The organism is Allobosea sp. 2KB_26 (genome assembly GCF_052115715.1).
In the GTDB taxonomy this organism is placed as follows: Bacteria; Pseudomonadota; Alphaproteobacteria; order Rhizobiales; family Beijerinckiaceae; genus Allobosea.
Genome location: NZ_JBFRHE010000003.1, coordinates 42,226 through 57,427, shown reverse-complemented (window position 1 = coordinate 57,427; position 15,202 = coordinate 42,226). Strand labels below are relative to the sequence as shown.

General features: G+C 64.8%; 15 protein-coding genes. 8 read left to right on the top strand and 7 right to left on the bottom strand.

What is annotated here, in order from left to right; all coding sequences use genetic code 11:
* Positions 1–10: 10 nt before the first annotated feature.
* Genes ugpE (AB4099_RS11100) through AB4099_RS11090 form a run of 3 tightly spaced genes read left to right on the top strand, consistent with a single transcriptional unit; the run spans position 11 to position 3,167 of the window.
* Positions 11–901, top strand: coding sequence for a sn-glycerol-3-phosphate ABC transporter permease UgpE (gene ugpE, locus AB4099_RS11100; RefSeq protein ID WP_441478105.1), 891 nt, complete (start codon positions 11–13; stop codon positions 899–901).
* A gap of 33 nt (positions 902–934) precedes the next feature.
* Positions 935–1,675, top strand: a complete 741-nt coding sequence (locus AB4099_RS11095) for a glycerophosphodiester phosphodiesterase family protein (protein WP_441478104.1) — start codon at positions 935–937, stop codon at positions 1,673–1,675.
* A 4-nt stretch (positions 1,676–1,679) separates the two neighbouring features.
* On the top strand, positions 1,680–3,167 hold the full coding sequence (locus tag AB4099_RS11090) for a mannitol dehydrogenase family protein (RefSeq protein WP_441478103.1): 1,488 nt from the start codon (positions 1,680–1,682) through the stop codon (positions 3,165–3,167).
* 86 nt (positions 3,168–3,253) lie between these two features.
* Here AB4099_RS11090 and AB4099_RS11085 read toward each other — a convergent pair whose 3' ends face one another.
* Positions 3,254–3,874, bottom strand: a complete 621-nt coding sequence (locus AB4099_RS11085) for a TetR family transcriptional regulator C-terminal domain-containing protein (protein WP_441478102.1) — start codon at positions 3,872–3,874, stop codon at positions 3,254–3,256.
* Positions 3,875–4,005: 131 nt separating this feature from the next.
* On the opposite strand from AB4099_RS11085, the gene AB4099_RS11080 reads away from it, so the two are divergent.
* The 3 genes from AB4099_RS11080 (at position 4,006) to AB4099_RS11070 (ending at position 6,049) form a co-directional block, all read left to right on the top strand.
* Positions 4,006–4,899 (top strand): DMT family transporter, encoded by an 894-nt coding sequence (locus AB4099_RS11080; protein ID WP_441478101.1) that lies wholly within the window; start codon positions 4,006–4,008, stop codon positions 4,897–4,899.
* A 350-nt stretch (positions 4,900–5,249) separates the two neighbouring features.
* Entirely contained in the window at positions 5,250–5,510 is a 261-nt protein-coding gene (locus AB4099_RS11075) for a hypothetical protein (protein ID WP_113517488.1), read from the top strand.
* 137 nt (positions 5,511–5,647) lie between these two features.
* Positions 5,648–6,049: a GFA family protein gene (locus tag AB4099_RS11070; RefSeq protein ID WP_113517487.1), complete on the top strand. Its 402-nt coding sequence runs from the start codon at positions 5,648–5,650 to the stop codon at positions 6,047–6,049.
* 44 nt (positions 6,050–6,093) lie between these two features.
* Here the strand turns inward: AB4099_RS11070 and pdxR are convergent, their stop codons facing one another.
* A complete protein-coding gene (gene pdxR / locus AB4099_RS11065) occupies positions 6,094–7,599 on the bottom strand; it encodes a MocR-like pyridoxine biosynthesis transcription factor PdxR (protein ID WP_441478100.1) in 1,506 nt (501 codons plus the stop codon).
* A gap of 248 nt (positions 7,600–7,847) precedes the next feature.
* Here pdxR and AB4099_RS11060 point away from each other — a divergent pair, with 248 nt between their 5' ends.
* Both AB4099_RS11060 and AB4099_RS11055 read left to right on the top strand, forming a co-directional pair.
* Positions 7,848–8,924, top strand: coding sequence for a D-alanine--D-alanine ligase family protein (locus tag AB4099_RS11060; protein ID WP_441478099.1), 1,077 nt, complete (start codon positions 7,848–7,850; stop codon positions 8,922–8,924).
* Positions 8,925–9,253: 329 nt separating this feature from the next.
* Positions 9,254–9,691: a GNAT family N-acetyltransferase gene (locus tag AB4099_RS11055; RefSeq protein WP_441478098.1), complete on the top strand. Its 438-nt coding sequence runs from the start codon at positions 9,254–9,256 to the stop codon at positions 9,689–9,691.
* Positions 9,692–9,924: 233 nt separating this feature from the next.
* Here AB4099_RS11055 and AB4099_RS11050 read toward each other — a convergent pair whose 3' ends face one another.
* From AB4099_RS11050 to AB4099_RS11030, 5 genes are read right to left on the bottom strand one after another with little or no spacing between them, the layout of a single operon-like run.
* The gene (locus AB4099_RS11050) at positions 9,925–10,848 is read right to left on the bottom strand and encodes an SMP-30/gluconolactonase/LRE family protein (RefSeq protein ID WP_441478454.1); all 924 of its coding nucleotides are present in this window, start codon (positions 10,846–10,848) and stop codon (positions 9,925–9,927) included.
* A gap of 57 nt (positions 10,849–10,905) precedes the next feature.
* Entirely contained in the window at positions 10,906–11,748 is an 843-nt protein-coding gene (ugpE, locus tag AB4099_RS11045; protein WP_113517483.1) for a sn-glycerol-3-phosphate ABC transporter permease UgpE, read from the bottom strand.
* Between the two features lie 7 nt (positions 11,749–11,755).
* Positions 11,756–12,640: a sn-glycerol-3-phosphate ABC transporter permease UgpA gene (ugpA, locus tag AB4099_RS11040; RefSeq protein ID WP_441478097.1), complete on the bottom strand. Its 885-nt coding sequence runs from the start codon at positions 12,638–12,640 to the stop codon at positions 11,756–11,758.
* Positions 12,641–12,694: 54 nt separating this feature from the next.
* On the bottom strand, positions 12,695–14,005 hold the full coding sequence (gene ugpB, locus AB4099_RS11035) for a sn-glycerol-3-phosphate ABC transporter substrate-binding protein UgpB (protein WP_441478096.1): 1,311 nt from the start codon (positions 14,003–14,005) through the stop codon (positions 12,695–12,697).
* 43 nt (positions 14,006–14,048) lie between these two features.
* Entirely contained in the window at positions 14,049–15,194 is a 1,146-nt protein-coding gene (locus AB4099_RS11030; protein WP_441478095.1) for a mandelate racemase/muconate lactonizing enzyme family protein, read from the bottom strand.
* Positions 15,195–15,202 lie beyond the last annotated feature (8 nt).

Sequence of the window (15,202 nt, the reverse complement as noted above, 5' to 3'; positions counted from 1 at the left end):
GGGCCTGAGCATGAACGAGCGCACACCCGTCCTCGATGTCGTCTGCCATCTCATCCTGCTGGTCGGCGCAGCGCTGGTCTGCCTGCCGCTCTACTTCGTCTTCGTCACGGGCACGCTGACGCAGCAGGAGGTGATGCGGGTGCCGATGTCCTGGCTGCCTGGCGACGCCTATTTCACGAACCTGCAGACCGTGCTGGACAGCGCGAATTTCGGCCGGCTGCTGCTCAACTCCTTCATCATCGCGACCGGCATCACAGTCGGAAAACTCTCGGTCTCGGTGATCGCGGCCTTCGCCGTCACCTATTTCCGCTTTCCCTTCCGGCTGACCGTGTTCTGGCTGATCTTCATGTCGCTGATGCTGCCGATCGAGGTCCGCATCGTCCCGACCTATGAATCGGCGGCGAATGTCGCGCTGCCGCTGAACATCCTCGGCTCCTGGCTCGGCATGCAGGTGCTGGTCGATCTCGACTGGAACATGGTCAACCGCTATTCCGGCCTGATCCTGCCCTTGATCGCCTCGGCCACCGCGACCTTCCTGTTCCGCCAGTTCTTCCTGACCGTGCCGGACGAGATCTGCGAGGCCGCCCGCATCGACGGCGCCAGCCCCTGGCAGTTCTTCCGCCTGATCCTGCTGCCGCTGTCGCGCTCCAATATCGTCGCGCTCGCGATCATCCTCTTCCTGATGGGCTGGAACCAGTATCTCTGGCCGCTGCTGCTCACCACCGAGCCCGCCATGGCCAATGCCGTGATCGGGCTGAAGAAGCTGATGCCGCAGGCCGACTCGCTGCCGACCTGGCATCTGCTGATGAACGCGGCCCTGCTGACGATGCTGCCGCCGACCCTCGTCATCCTTCTCCTTCAGCGCTGGTTCGTGAAGGGGCTTGTCGACAGCGGCAAGTAGCGACCGGCACCTTACAAACCCAAGGCTACCATCATGCGGATCATCGGACATCGCGGCGCGCGCAATATCTGGGCGGAGAACAGCCTCAGCGGCTTCCGGAACGTCTGCGGGCTCAAGGTCGACGCGGTCGAACTCGATGTGCATCTCTCCGCCGACGGCGAGATCATGGTGATCCATGATCCGCTGCTCGAGCGCACGACGGACCATAAGGGGCCGGTCGCCCAGCTCTCCCGCGAGGCGCTGCGCAAGGTCCGGCTCCACGACACGCTGGGCGAGACGATCCCGACCTTGTTGGCCGTGCTCGATGTTTTCGCGCCGACGGGAATCGAGCTCGAGATCGAGATGAAGATGGATGCCTTCGGCAAGCCCTATCCCGGCCTGCTCGAGAAGGTCATCGCCCTGGTCGAGGCCAGGGGCATGGCCTCGCGCGTCGTCCTGACCTGCTTCGTGCCCGAGGTGATCGAGGAGATCAGGGCGAAGGCCCCTCACATGCGCCGCCTCGCTTCGGTCGATCGCCGCTCCTGCGAAGCCTTCGGCGGTGTCGACGCGACGCTGCGGCGCTTCGTTGATCTCGGCTGCATCATTGCCGTCGAGCAGTCGCTGCTGCGTCTGGCGCTCGATCGGGCCCTCGACATCGTCGGGCGCGACAAGCTCGGCGTCTGGGTGCCGAACACCGTGAGCGAGCTCGATCACTGGCTGGGACAGCCGGTCGCGCAGATCACCAGCGACCGGCCCGATCTCGCGCTGCAGCTGCTGGCTGCGAAGGCCGGGTGAGGCCATGGCCGTCACTCTGTCGCGAGCCCGGCTGGGGGAGATCGGCCGCGCGGTTTCCCGGCCGCGTTATCAGCCGCAGGATCTCAGCGCCGGCATCGTCCATTTCGGCGTCGGCAATTTCCACCGCGCGCATCAGGCCTGCTATCTCGACGAGCTCTTCGAGAGCGGGGCCGACCGCGACTGGGCGATCATCGGGACCGGCGTGCAGGAGGGCGACGCCGCGATGGGGCGCGATCTTGCCGCCCAGGACTTCATGACCACGGTCGTCGCCCAGGAGGCGACGTCCTCGCAGGCGCGGATCACCGGCGCGATGATCGATTTCATTGCGCCCGGAGACAGGGCCGCGCTCCTGGCGCGCCTCGCCGACGCCCGCACGCGGATTGTCTCGCTCACCGTCACCGAAGGCGGCTACTACGTCGATCCGGCGACGCAGGCCTTCGATGCGAACCATCCAGACATCGTTGCCGACGCCACCGATCGTCTCGCCTCGCCGAAAACCGCCTTCGGGCTGATCGGGGCAGCCCTGCTGCGGCGCCGCTCCGCCGGCATCGCACCCTTCACCGTGATGTCCTGCGACAACCTGCCGGGCAACGGCCATGTCACGGAGAACGCCGTCGCCGGGCTGGTGGAGCTTGTGGACCGCTCCGATGCGCAGTGGATCCGCGAGGCCGTCGCCTTTCCCAACGGGATGGTCGACCGCATCACGCCCGCGACCTCGGAGCGGGAGCGCGCTGCCTTGCGCGACGATTTCGGCATCGACGACCGACGCCCGGTCTTCTGCGAGGATTTCCGGCAATGGGTGCTGGAGGATCGCTTCCCCGCCGGGCGGCCGCGGCTCGAACAGGTCGGTGTCCAGTTCGTGGCCGATGTCGCGCCCTTCGAGCTGATGAAGATCCGCATCCTCAATGGCGGGCACGCAGCGGTCGCCTATCCCGCTGGCCTGCTCGATATCCATTTCGTGCATGAAGCGATGGCAGACCCGCAGATCGCGCGCTTCCTCCAGGCGCTGCTCGAGGACGAGATCAGCCCACTCGTTCCGCCGGTCCCCGATACCGACCTCCAGAGCTACCGACGGACGATCGAACGGCGCTTCGCCAATCCGAAGATCGGCGACACGATCCGCCGGCTCTGCCTGGACGGATCGAACCGCCAGCCCAAGTTCATCCTGCCGACGCTACGCGATGCGCTCGAGGCAGGTCGCGCCATCGACGGGCTCGCGCTCGTCTCTGCGCTCTGGTGCCGCTACTGCTACGGCGAAACCGAAAGCGGAAAGCTGATCGCGCCGAACGATCCGAGCTGGCAAAGGCTGACCGAGCAGGCGCGCAAGGCCAGGGCCGCGCCGGAAGCCTGGCTCGGGATGCGCGACGTCTATGGCGACCTGGCAGACGACCCGCGTTTCCGGGAGGCCTTCGGCCAGGCCCTGCAACGGCACTGGCGCGACGGCACGCGCGCGAGCCTCGACCATTATCTGGCCCGCCGCGCCCAGAGCTGAGCGCGCCGGCGTTCGGGCGCCGCGCTGCCAGGCTACAATCGGGGCATCAGGCTAGTCCGGTTCGCGGAACGGGGCGGGAATCTGGCTTATCGGCCAAGCTTGATGTCCAGCAGTCTTTCGATGGCCTTGATCCCGATCTCCGCCTGGAGCCTCTCGTCGATTTCCTCTGCGCTGAGGCATCCTTCGAGCCAGAGTCCGTCGATCACGGCGTTGAGCGCGATGCTGAGGCGTTGCCGCTCGGAGGCGCCCGGATTGCGCCCCTCGGCTGCCAGCACCTCGCCGATCAGGACGTCGCAGGCGCGCCGGTAGGCGAGATATTTGTCGCGATGCACCTCGGCGAAGGCAGGGTTGATCGGAACCTGGCTGATGAAGGTCGCCCAGAGCGACAGGACGCGCGGATCGGCGACCGGCCCGCTGATGCTCGCGAGGATGAAACGGCGCAGCTTTTCATGCGCGCTGCCCTCCGTCTCGACGATCGCGAGAGGCGGTCCCGTGATGATCTCGATCGTCCGACGGTACGCTTCGACCATCAGATTGTCCTTCGACGCGAAATGGTGCCGGATCAGGCCGTTGCTGACACCGGCATGGGCCGCCACGGCGCGCACGGTCGTGCCCTGGATCCCGAGCTCTGCGATGCAGTCGAGCGCGGCCTCGATCAGGTCGGCGCGCCGGTTGAAGTCAGGGGCACGCCTGAATGAAACCGTCACCACGTTGCCTCCGATGCAGTCAGAGTGGGCAATTCAGATTATGCGCTTGCATAGTTACTATACATTCGCATAGTCCGGCGCCACAAGATCCGACAGGGGCAGATCGCTTACGGCATCGGCGGACACAGCGCTTGACCCACCATTCGACATCATTGAACGACCGCTCCAAGGGGACGTTCCTCGTTCTGGCGGCGACGATCTGCTGGAGCGCCAGCGGACTCTATTCGCGTCTGCTGACGACCGATGTCTGGACGGCGATCGGATGGCGATCCTTGTTCGCCGGTCTCTTCCTGATCGGGCCTTTGCTCTTTCTGGGCGGCGGACTGTCGCGTCAGCACTGGCGGACGGTCCTGCAGCCGGCCGGATTGGCCATGATCGCTTGCCAGACGATCAGCCAGGCGAGCTTCATCGGTGCCTATTACACGACCAGCGTCGCCAACGTGGCCGCAATCTATGCAACCGCACCGTTCATTGCCGCGCTGCTGGGTTGGTTGCTCCTGAAGGAGCGCGCCTCCTGGCGCACGCTGGCGACGGGCCTGGTATGCCTGATCGGGGTCGGCATCATCATGGCTTCGTCGATCGGCGGCGGGCGGGTCGTCGGCGACCTGCTCGCCCTCGTCATGACGGCCTCGTTCGCCATGGTCATCGTGCTGCCAAGGCTGAACCCGGACCTGCCGGCGCTGCCGCCCATCATCGTCAGCGCGCTTTTGACCTTCGTGCTGTTTGCGCCCTTCGGCTCGGCAGGCTCGCTCGATATCCATAACTGGGTCGTGCTCGCGGCCTTCGGGGCCACGAATTTCTCGATCGCCCTGGTGTTGTTCATCATGGGGGCACGCCATTTGCCGCCTGCTGAGGCGGCGCTGATCGGGACGACCGAGATCGTGATGACCCCACTATGGGTCTGGCTCCTGCTGGCCGAAGAACCGCCGCTTGCCACGGTCATCGGAGGCGCGGTCATCTTCGCCGCGGTGGTCTGCCATACCGCAGTCGAACTGACCCGGAACCGCGGGCTGAGCAGATCCTGATCTGACGTGCAGCCCGCACGGTCGTTCGGGCAGGTTCGAGGTGCGGGATCGGGCTGCCTCTGCGGTGTGGGCGTGCCACGTGCCCACCCTCTGGATTACCGGATCCGGGCAACGCATCGTCACCCGGGACGACCGGGATCGCCGGCGATCAGCGAGCCCGATCAGCGGGCCGCGAAACAACACGGATATTTGTTTGACCGGGCGAGGATGCGTGGTCGGAATAGGGCAAGCCCTTGGTGCCGGACCGGGCACGGATGGGATGGACTGCGGCGATCGATTTCGCGCGGGGTGGAGGGATATCGGACAGGCACAATTCATGCTTCGCGGGGATTGCAGCAGGGGAGGCCAGGATGACGAAAGCCACCTACGCAGACTGGATGGCAGTGCTGGAGCGCATGGAGCGAACCCAGCGCGAGCACTATCTCGCAGGTCATGACGACGAGGGCGATGCTTTGGGCAAGCAGATCGAGCAATGGATCCTGGCGGGCCGGGCCCAGGGCTATTGCGTGCGGGACGGCAGGCCCCTGACGGACACGCGGCACCCTTCCGAGACAAGGCTGGCCGGCGAGATGCAGCGCCAGTCGGGCCAGCACCGGTCGTCAAAGCACTGAGCCCCGCGGACGCGTAGCGCGCCGCCGCAACAGGATGCCACGCGGCGAACGGGCGTCCGCTGCGCGCAGCTGGCCGGTGGCCGATGCTGGTGCGAAGCGGCCGCCAGCGTCGGTGGCCCTGACGCCAGGGAGACCCCATGCAACGCATCGCCTCCTGCACATGCGGCCAGCTGAGCATCTCTGTCGAAGGCGAGCCGCGTGGGGTCGGCCTGTGCCACTGCCTTGCATGTCAGAGCAGAACGGGAAGCGCTTTTGCCTATTTGGCCAGCTTTGCCGCGCCCTACACCGTGTCGGGGCGGGCCTCGGAGTACACTCGCACTGGCGACAAGGGAGCGAGGTTCAGGTTCCGCTTCTGTCCAAGCTGCGGGACCAACCTCTACCAAACCGAGGAGGGCAGTACCGGATCCGTATCGGTTGCCGTGGGCGCCTTCGGCGACCCGGATTTCCCGCTGCCCGAGGTGTCCGTCTATGAGATCCGGCGGCATGGATGGGTCGCGCTGCCGTCCGGCATCAAGGCGTTTCCGCGAGACCCGGGCTGAGCGGTCGGATACCGGCCTCACGCCCTTCTGAGCGAATTGCCGCCTCAATCGGGAGCTTTGCGAAAATCACCGCTATCGAACACCGCTGCCAAAAGCCGCGTTCCCAGATCGGCTTCCTCCTCGGAAAGCCCGGAAAATCCGAGCAACAGTCGCGATGTGTCGGAGGACGCGACATTCATCCGGGACAGCGGCATGACGACGACGCCCTTCGCCAATGCGGCCGCGGAGACGGCCCTGTCGTTGCTCCAGGTTCCTGTGCTGCGGGCGGTGAGATTGATGCCCTGATCGGGAACGACGACGGCAAGATGATCGCTGGTACGGTCCCTCAGGAGGCCGGTCAGCAGATCGCGCGACGCGCGCAGGCGCTCCCTGAGGCGGCGCAGATGCGCGGGAAAATATCCCTCATTGAGAAAATCGGCGACAACACGTTGCTGGAAGGTCGGCGGGCAACGGTCAAGCGCGGGGCGCACGGCCCGGAACACCGGAACGAGATCGGCCGGAACCACGAGATAGCCAAGGCGCAGGCTCGGCAACAGGGCTTTGCTGAACGTGCCGGTGTAAAGGACGCGATGGGCCTGATCGAGGCCCTGCAGGGATGCGATCGGGTGCCCGTCATAGCGAAATTCGCTGTCATAGTCGTCCTCGACGATCCAGCTTCCGTGTTCCCTTGCATAGGAGAGAAGCTCCAGCCGCCGCGGCAGGGAGAGAACGGAGCCGACCGGATACTGGTTTGACGGCGTCACATAGAAGAGGGCCGGCGGTTGCAGCGAGCCGGTCGCCAGGACCTCCGTCATGACCCCCTCGTGATCCACGGGCAGGCCGACGATCTTCGCGCCATTGAGCGTCAGGCATTGGCGGGCCGGCGGATAGCAGGGGTCCTCGACAACAACACTGTCGCCGGGGGAGGCCAGCACGCGAAAGGCAAGATCGAGCGCCTGTTGTGTTCCGGCCGTGATGAATAGCTGATCGGGCGTGCAGCGCACGCCCCGTGAGACGGCCAGATGAGCGGCGATCGCAGCCCGAAGCGCCGGCTCCCCCTGAATATCGCCATAGCCTTCAAAGGCGTAGTTCATGTGTCGGCCGGCAATGCGGTTCAGCAGGCCCGCGGTGCGCTCATCATGAGCGATCCGGCCGGTCACAAAGGGCAGGGGCTTTTGGGGTTCGAGGCTGGGTCCGGAGGTCAGAACCCGTGTGACCGCTTGCGAGACCGTGCGGCTGGTCGCATGCCCCACGGGCTCCTTGCGCTCGCCAGCCCGCAAAAGCCCATCTGGAACGCCCGAAGAAATGTAAGTGCCGGACCCGTGACGGGCGATGGCATAGCCTTCGGCGATCAGGATCTCATAGGCCTCGGCAATGGTGCCGCGCGACAGCTTCCATTCCTGCGATGCCAGGCGGGTCGAGGGCAGCCGCTGTCCCGCATCCAACCGGCCGTCGGCAATCGCACCGCGGAGGGCGAGGTAGAGCTGCCGCGCCAGGGATGCCGGCGAGGACGGGTCGATCCGTGGCTGAAAGCGAGCCGATGGGCTTTCCCTGCGCCGCTTCAGATTCATCCAGCCTCGCATCGGAGTGGCTCAGGCAAGTGGCTCAGGCCGGAATCGTATAGTGGCTCTGTGAATTGAATCAATGATGCATTTTAATCGAGCCACTTTCAGATTGCCGCCGCAGGCCAGCGAAGGGAGGAAGGGATGGAGACTCAGACGCCGCGCCGTTGCAGGCGGTCTTCGACCGCGTCCTTGTCCGTCGCGGCATCGCGGCAGGTCTTTGAGCCTCCTGCAAAGCGAATCCCCTGGAGTTCCTGATGTCGATGTCTTCGCCCCGATTGCGGATTGCCGTGCTGTTCGGCGGACGCTCCGCCGAGCATGACGTGTCCGTGCTGTCGGCCACCAATGTGATGAATGCCCTGGAGCCCGCGAAATACGACGCGGTTCCGATTTTCGTGACGCGCGAAGGGCAATGGCTGCTGAGCCGCTTCGAGGGCGGCATGCTTGCCAAGCCCGAGAGCGGTACGGAGATTTGCCTCGTCCCGGGCGGCCGCGGGCGAATGATCGCGATCCAGGCCGGCGGCAGAATGACGGACGCCGGGACGATCGACATCCTGTTTCCGGTCCTGCACGGGCTCTACGGTGAGGACGGTTCGATACAGGGGCTGGCGGAAGTCGCGCGCGTGCCGCTCGCAGGCTGCGGCATCCTCGGCTCCGCGACCGCACTGGACAAGGATATCGCCAAGCGCTTGTTGCGGGCTGCCGGCCTTCCGGTCGCCCGATCGGTGACCATCAGTGACGATACTGCACCTGACCTTCCGGCCCTGGAGCGCGAGCTTGGGCTGCCGCTTTTCATCAAGCCGGCGCGGCAGGGCTCTTCGATCGGCGTCAGAAAAGTCTCCGGAAGCCAGGAATTCAGGCCCGCGCTGAACGAAGGGTTCCGGCATGACCGCAAGCTGCTTGCCGAAGAATTCATCCAGGGGCGCGAGATCGAGTTCAGCGTTCTGGAAGATGAAATGGGCGGGTTGTTCGTGTCCCGGCCCGGAGAGATCGTTCCGGCCGAGAGCCATGGCTTCTACAGCTACGACGCCAAATATATCGACGAGAACGGGGCGGCCTTGAAGGTGCCGGCGGAATTGCCGCCAGAGGTCGAGGCGCAGATGCGAGAGATGGCCGCCAGGGCGTTCAGGGCTCTCGGCTGCGATGGCATGGCGCGCGTCGATTTCTTCCTGACGGCGGATATGCAGTGCCTCGTGAACGAGGTGAACACGATTCCGGGCTTCACCAATATCAGCATGTATTCCAAGGCGATGGCTGCCAGCGGCGTGAGCTATGCGGAAATCCTCGATCGTCTCGTGTCGCATGGCCTGGCGCGCGCTGGCCGAACCGTCTGACAAGGGCGGTGAACAGCATCGATGCGGCCGGGAGCACGAGCGGTTGGATGAACGGATTGATCGGAGACGTCATCGTCAGCGGGGCATTGCCGGCACCCGCCATCGGGAACCAAAGCCACACCCGCTGGTTCCACAGTAATCCGCGAGGATTCCCATGAACTGACCCGCCATCCCAAGAGGGGTGGCGGGTCTCTTTCGTCGAGCAGGACGAGCCAGCGTCGATTGCTGCTAAAGCATCGGCCCGAAAGGTGGATTGCAGCTTTCGGGAAAGCCGATGCAGACACATAAGGTTAGATCATCGAGATCGGGCGGGAAGCGGATGGGCGAGCATGGGCGTCGAGCTGCGCGACGTGACCGCTGCAACCGTTCGAGCGATCTGCAGCCTGGAGGTCGCTGACGAACAGCGCGCCTATGTCGCGCCGGTGGCTGTATCGATAGCACAGGCCCATTTCGAGCCGACGTCGGTGTTTCGAGCGGTTTATGCAGGCGATGAGCCCGTGGGCTTCATCCTCTGGCGGAGTGGGGAACGGCCGAAATCGGCTTATCTCTGGCGCTTCATGGTCGACAAGAGGCACCAAGGGAAAGGCTATGCTCGCGCCGCGATGGAGCAGGCCTATGCGGAATTGCGTGCGCTCGGCTTCGACACCGTGATGACCAGCGTCGTTCGGGGCCAGCACAGCCCCCTGGGCTTTTACCTCTCGCTCGGGTTCACAGAGGCGAATGAAACCACGCCCCATGGCGAATGGATTCTTCGCAAGACACTATAGCGCTCCAGACGTTGGCATCGGATCGTGGCCGGCTGTCCTGTGTCCGGAAGAGCTGCACGTCTGGGGCGGAGCGGCTGCCTTTGGGTCATACGGCTGGTGCAAGCAGGAGCCAGATTCGGACCTGATCTATCGGGCTCGGCTTCAGACCGCGCTTTTCAATGAATGCAGCCACATCCATGCGGTCGCCGTATCCAGCCGTTGCCAACGGAAGCCAGGTCCCCTGGTGGGCGCGTTCAGTGGTTCGAGAACATCGGTTTTCCCGCCACGGGGAGCCGGGCCTTCAATATCGTCCCGGAGGAGGATTCAGTGATGAAGAGATCCTTCCCGTCGACGCCGCCGAATGCGATATTCGTCGTGTGCAGGCCCTTGCAGGACTGGACACGATAGAGCGGCTGGCCGGTCCGGTCGAAGACCCAGACCGCGCCGATGCCGATATGGGCGACGACCAGTCCGCCATCCCCGGTCAGCGCCAGTCCGTCGGGGCCCGTGCCGCCCGAGAGCTGGATCGAAATCCCGACTTTCGCGGTGGACCCGTCGCGCAGGAATGGCAGCCGCCAGACGCTGTTGCCGCGGGTGGCCGCGACATAGAGCGCCGTTTCCTCAAGGTCCATGACCAGCCCGTTCGGGCTCGGAACGGTGTCGATCAGGCAGGTCACCCTGCCATCCCCAGTCATCCGGAAGACACGGCCGTTCGGGTCCTGCAATCCGCTGAAGCCCTGGTCAGTGAAGTAGAGATCGCCATTGCCCGCGAAGAACAGGTCGTTGACGGCCCGAAAACGCTCGATGCCGGCCCGGACGAGATAGGGCTCGATCCGGCCGTTGACCGGGTCGAGCAGCATGATGCCGTGCTTGTGGTCGGCGACGAAGATGCGCCCGTCGCGATGGATCTTCAGCCCGTTCGGCCAACCGTCATATTCACAGACCAGATGGAAGCGACGCTCGCGGTCCAGCTTGAGAATACGCCCGTTGGGGATGTCGACGCACCAGAGATTGCCGTCGCGGTCGAAGGAGGGGCCCTCCAGCACCGAGGTCATGGAGCTGCCGGGCGGCTGGCTCTCGGCAAAGCCCAGCGCGATCGTCGAGGGCTTGCGCAACTCGTCGGTCAGCGTTGCGTAGACTTCGGTCTCGACCAGCGGCGGCGGGGCATAGAGCGACAGGGACATGCGATTTTCTCTCCGGCGTCTTCGGCATCCACGGCAGGATTGCGAAGAGCGCTATTTCTCGGTTTCGAACAGTCCCTTGACGAACTGCTTCTGCATGGCCGCCACGACGATGACCGGCGGCAGCAGGGCCAGGATCACCGTCGCCATGACGAGATGCCATTGCGGCTGGAAGTCCGAGGCCCGCGCCATGCGCTGGATGCCCATGATGACGGTGTAATAGGACACGTCCTTGGTCATCAGCAGCGGCCAGAGATACTGGTTCCAGCCATAGATGAAGGTGATCACGAACAGCGCGGCGATGTTGGTGCGCGACATCGGGATCAGGATCCACCACAGGAAGCGCCAGGGCCCGGCGCCATCGATGCGTGCCGCTTCGGTCAGCTCATCGGGCACCGTCATGAAGACCTGGCGGAACAGGAAGGTCGCGGTGGCGCTCGCGATTAGCGGCAGCGAGAGGCCGGTATAGCTGTCGAGCATGCCGAAGCCGGCGACGACCTCGTAGGTCGGCAGGATCCGCACCTCGACCGGCAGCATCATGGTCGCGAAGATGATCCAGAACGCCAGGATCCGGAACGGGAACTGGAAATAGGTGATCGCGAAGCCCGAGAGGATCGAGACCGCGATCTTGCCGAAGGTGATCGCCAGCGCGACGACGAAGCTGTTGAACAGCATGGGCCCGATGGGCGGCAGGCCATAGGAGCGCATGCCTTCCCCGAGCACCTGCCCGTAATTGTCGATGAGATGGGCGCCGGGCCAGAGCGGAAGGCCGGTCAGGCTGCGCGACAGGTCATGCGTCGAGGCGACGAACGCCATGTAGACGGGCAGGATCATCAGCGCCGTGCCGATGATCAGCGCGGCATGGCTGGCGACGATGCGGAAACGTGTGCTGCTCATCGCCGGCTCAATAGTGAATGTTCCGCTCGATATAGCGGAACTGGATGATGGTCAGGGTGCCGACCAGGAGCATCAGGATGACTGACTGCGCAGCCGAGCCGCCGAGGTCGAGCGATTCGAAGCCGTCGCGATAGATCTTGAAGATCAGCGTCGTCGTGGCCGTTCCGGGGCCGCCACCGGTGGTCGCGTGGATGACCGCGAAGGTGTCGCAGAAGGCGTAGACGAGGTTCGTCACGATCAGGAAGAAGGTCGTCGGCATCAACAGCGGCAGCACGATCTTGCGGAAGCGCACGAATCCGTCGGCCCCGTCGAGCGCGGCCGCTTCCAGCAGCGATTTCGGGATCGTCTGCAGGCCGGCGAGGAAGAACAGGAAATTGTAGCTGAGCTGCTTCCAGGCCGAGGCGATGATCACCAATGCCAGCGCCTGCCCGGAATTGAGGTGATGGTTCCAGTCGATGCCGATCGCGGCCAGTGCACGCGAGAAGATGCCGATGGTCGGATTGAACAGGAACCACCAGAGCACGCCGGCGATGGCGGGCGCGACCGCGTAGGGCCAGGTCAGCAGCGACTTGTAGATCGCCGCGCCCTTGACGACGCCATCGGCGAGAACCGCAAATAGCAGCGCCAGGCCCATCGACAATACAGTCGTCGCCAGCGCGAAGAACAGCGTCAGGCCCAAGGCCTGGCCGTAATCGGGCTCGGCGAAGAGCTTGATGAAATTGTCCAGGAAGACGAATTCCTCCGACATGCCGAAGGCATCCTGCCGGAACAGCGCGCTGCGCAGCGACTGGATCGCCGGCCAGACGAAGAAGACGAAGGTTACCGCCAGCTGCGGAGCGAGCAGGATGGCCGGCACGGCCATGCCGGGAAAGGTAACGCGCTTGCCGCGCATGGGCGTGGTCCTCGCAGGTGAGGGGGCAGCCGCGTTGCGGCAGCCCCCCTGTAATCAGGAATTGGACTTCTGGAACTGGCGCAGGAGTTCGTTGCCGCGGGTGACGACCGCATCGAGCGCCTGTTGAGGCGTCTTCTTGCCCTGCAGCGCGTTCTCGATCTCCTCCTCGATCACGGCGCGGATCTGCACGAAATTGCCGAGCCGCAAGCCCTTCGAGTTCTCGGTCGGCGGATTGAGGTTGATCTCCTTCACCGCAACATCGGTGCCGGGGTTCCTGTCATAGAAGCCCTGGCTGCGGGAGAGCTCGTAGGAGGCCGTGGTGATCGGCAGGTAGCCGGTCTCCTGATGCCACCAGGCCTGGACCTCGGGCTTGGAGAGATAAGCGAAGAACTGCGCGACGCCCTTGTAGTCGGCCGGCTTCTGGCCGCGCAGCACCCAGAGGCTGGCGCCGCCGATGATCGAGTTCTGCGGAGCGCCCTGGACATCGGCGTAATAGGGCAGCAGCGCCATGCCGACCTCGGCCTTCATGTTGGTGACGATGCCGAGACGGGCCGCCGCCGAGGACACCGTCATCGCACATTCGCCGGAGAAGAATTTCGGCTTCGAGCTGTCGCCGCGTCCGCCATAGTCGAAGACCTTCGTCTTCTGCCAGTCGACGAGGTTCTGCAGATGCTTGACCTGCACCGGCCCGTTCAGCTTCAGCTCGGCATCGAGGCCAGCGAGCCCGTTCTCCTTCGTCGAGATCGGCTGGTTGTGATAGGCCGAGAAATTCTCGAACTGCATGTAGGACGGCCATTCCGTGGTGAACCCGCAGGGCACGCCGGCCGCTTGGAGCTTCTTGGCGTAGGCCTCGAGATCGGCGAATGTCTTTGGAGCGGCCTCAGGGTCGAGCCCCGCCTTCTTGAACAGGTCCTTGTTGTAATAGAGGATCGGCGTCGAGGAGTTGAAGGGGAAGGACAGCATGTTGCCCTTCACGTCGGAGTAATAGCCCGACACCGCCGGCAGATAGGCCGTGGCGTCGAACGGCGCGCTCTGCTCCTTCATCAGCTCATGGACGGGATAGATCGCGCCCTTGGCCGACATCATCGTCGCGGTGCCGACTTCGAAGACCTGGACGATATGCGGAGGCTGCTTCGCCCGGAAGGCGGCGATCGCCCCGGTCATCACCTCGGGATAGGTGCCCTTGTAGACGGCGACGACCTTGAAGTCCTTCTGGCTGGCGTTGAAGTCGCTCGCGAGCTTCTCGACGCGCTGCCCCATCTCGCCGGCCATGGCGTGCCAGAACTGGACCTCGGTCTGTGCGAAGGCCGGCGACAAGGTCGACAGGCCGGCAACCAGGGCGGTGTAACTCAACAGGCTCTTCATTGTTCTTCTCCCTTTGCAGTCGTCTTGTTGCTCTTGGCTTGGTTCAGCGCAGTTCGTGTCTGGCACTCAGGAAGGGCGCGAGCTGCGCTTCGGTGATCTCGATGCCGAGGCCCGGTCCGGTCGGGACCGCGACCTGCCCGTCATCGTCGAGCGGGCACTCGGCGAAGGCGCTGCGCAGCGGATTGAAGGACGCGTCATATTCGAAGAACGGGAAGCGGTTGCCCGGCCGCGTGCGGTTGGGCAAGGTCGCCGCGTAATGGAGCGAGGCGTTGAAATTGATCGCACCACCCCAGACATGCGGCGCGATTGGAACATTGAACGCCTCGGCAAGCGTCGCGATGCGCAAGCCCTCGGTCAGCCCGCCGCAGAGCGCAAGATCGGGCTGGGCGACGGCAAACAGGCCCGCGCATAGCGCGTCGCGGAAACCGGGAAGCCCGTAGAGCGATTCCCCGCCAGCCAGTGCCATGCCCGTGCCAGCCGCGATGCGCTTCCAGCCGGGCATGTCGTCGTGCAGGATCGGCTCTTCCAACCAGATCAGGTCGGCATCGGCGGCGCGGTGCGAGAAATCGAGCGCCTGTGCAACGTCCCCGGCTTCGTTGAGGTCGACCATCAGCCCGATCCCGTCGCCGATCTGGGCACGGGTCTCGGCCACGAGCTTGGCATCGGCGCCTGAGCCGATGCCGGCGCGGATCTTGATCGTGCGGAAGCCCTGGGCGAGGTAGCCGTCGATATCCGCGCCATAATGGGCGTAAGGGTCGGCCCCGGGCTTCAGGAACGGCCCGCTGACATAGCAGGAAAGCCGCTCGCGCAGCGCGCCGCCGAGTTTGTTCGCGAGCGGAACACCCGCCGAACGGGCGCAGGCATCCCAGACCGCCATGTCGAGTGCGCTGATCGCCATATGCGTCAGCCCGCGCCGGTCGTTGACGATGAAGCGCGACAGCTTGCGCCAGGTCTTTTGGGGATGGCGGACGTCCTCGCCGAGCAGCGCCGGCCCCAGCACCGTCTGGATCAGCGCGGCTGCCGGGGCCGCCATCGCCCAGGTCTCGCCCCAGCCGACGGCGCCGCCGCGCGTCGTGATCCGCACGAACAGCGTTTCCCGACGATCGAAGAAGCGCGCGGCATTGCCGATCGTCTCCGGCAGCTTGCAGGACAGGATGAAGAGCTCGATGCGATCGACGGCAGTGTCCAAGGCGTGTC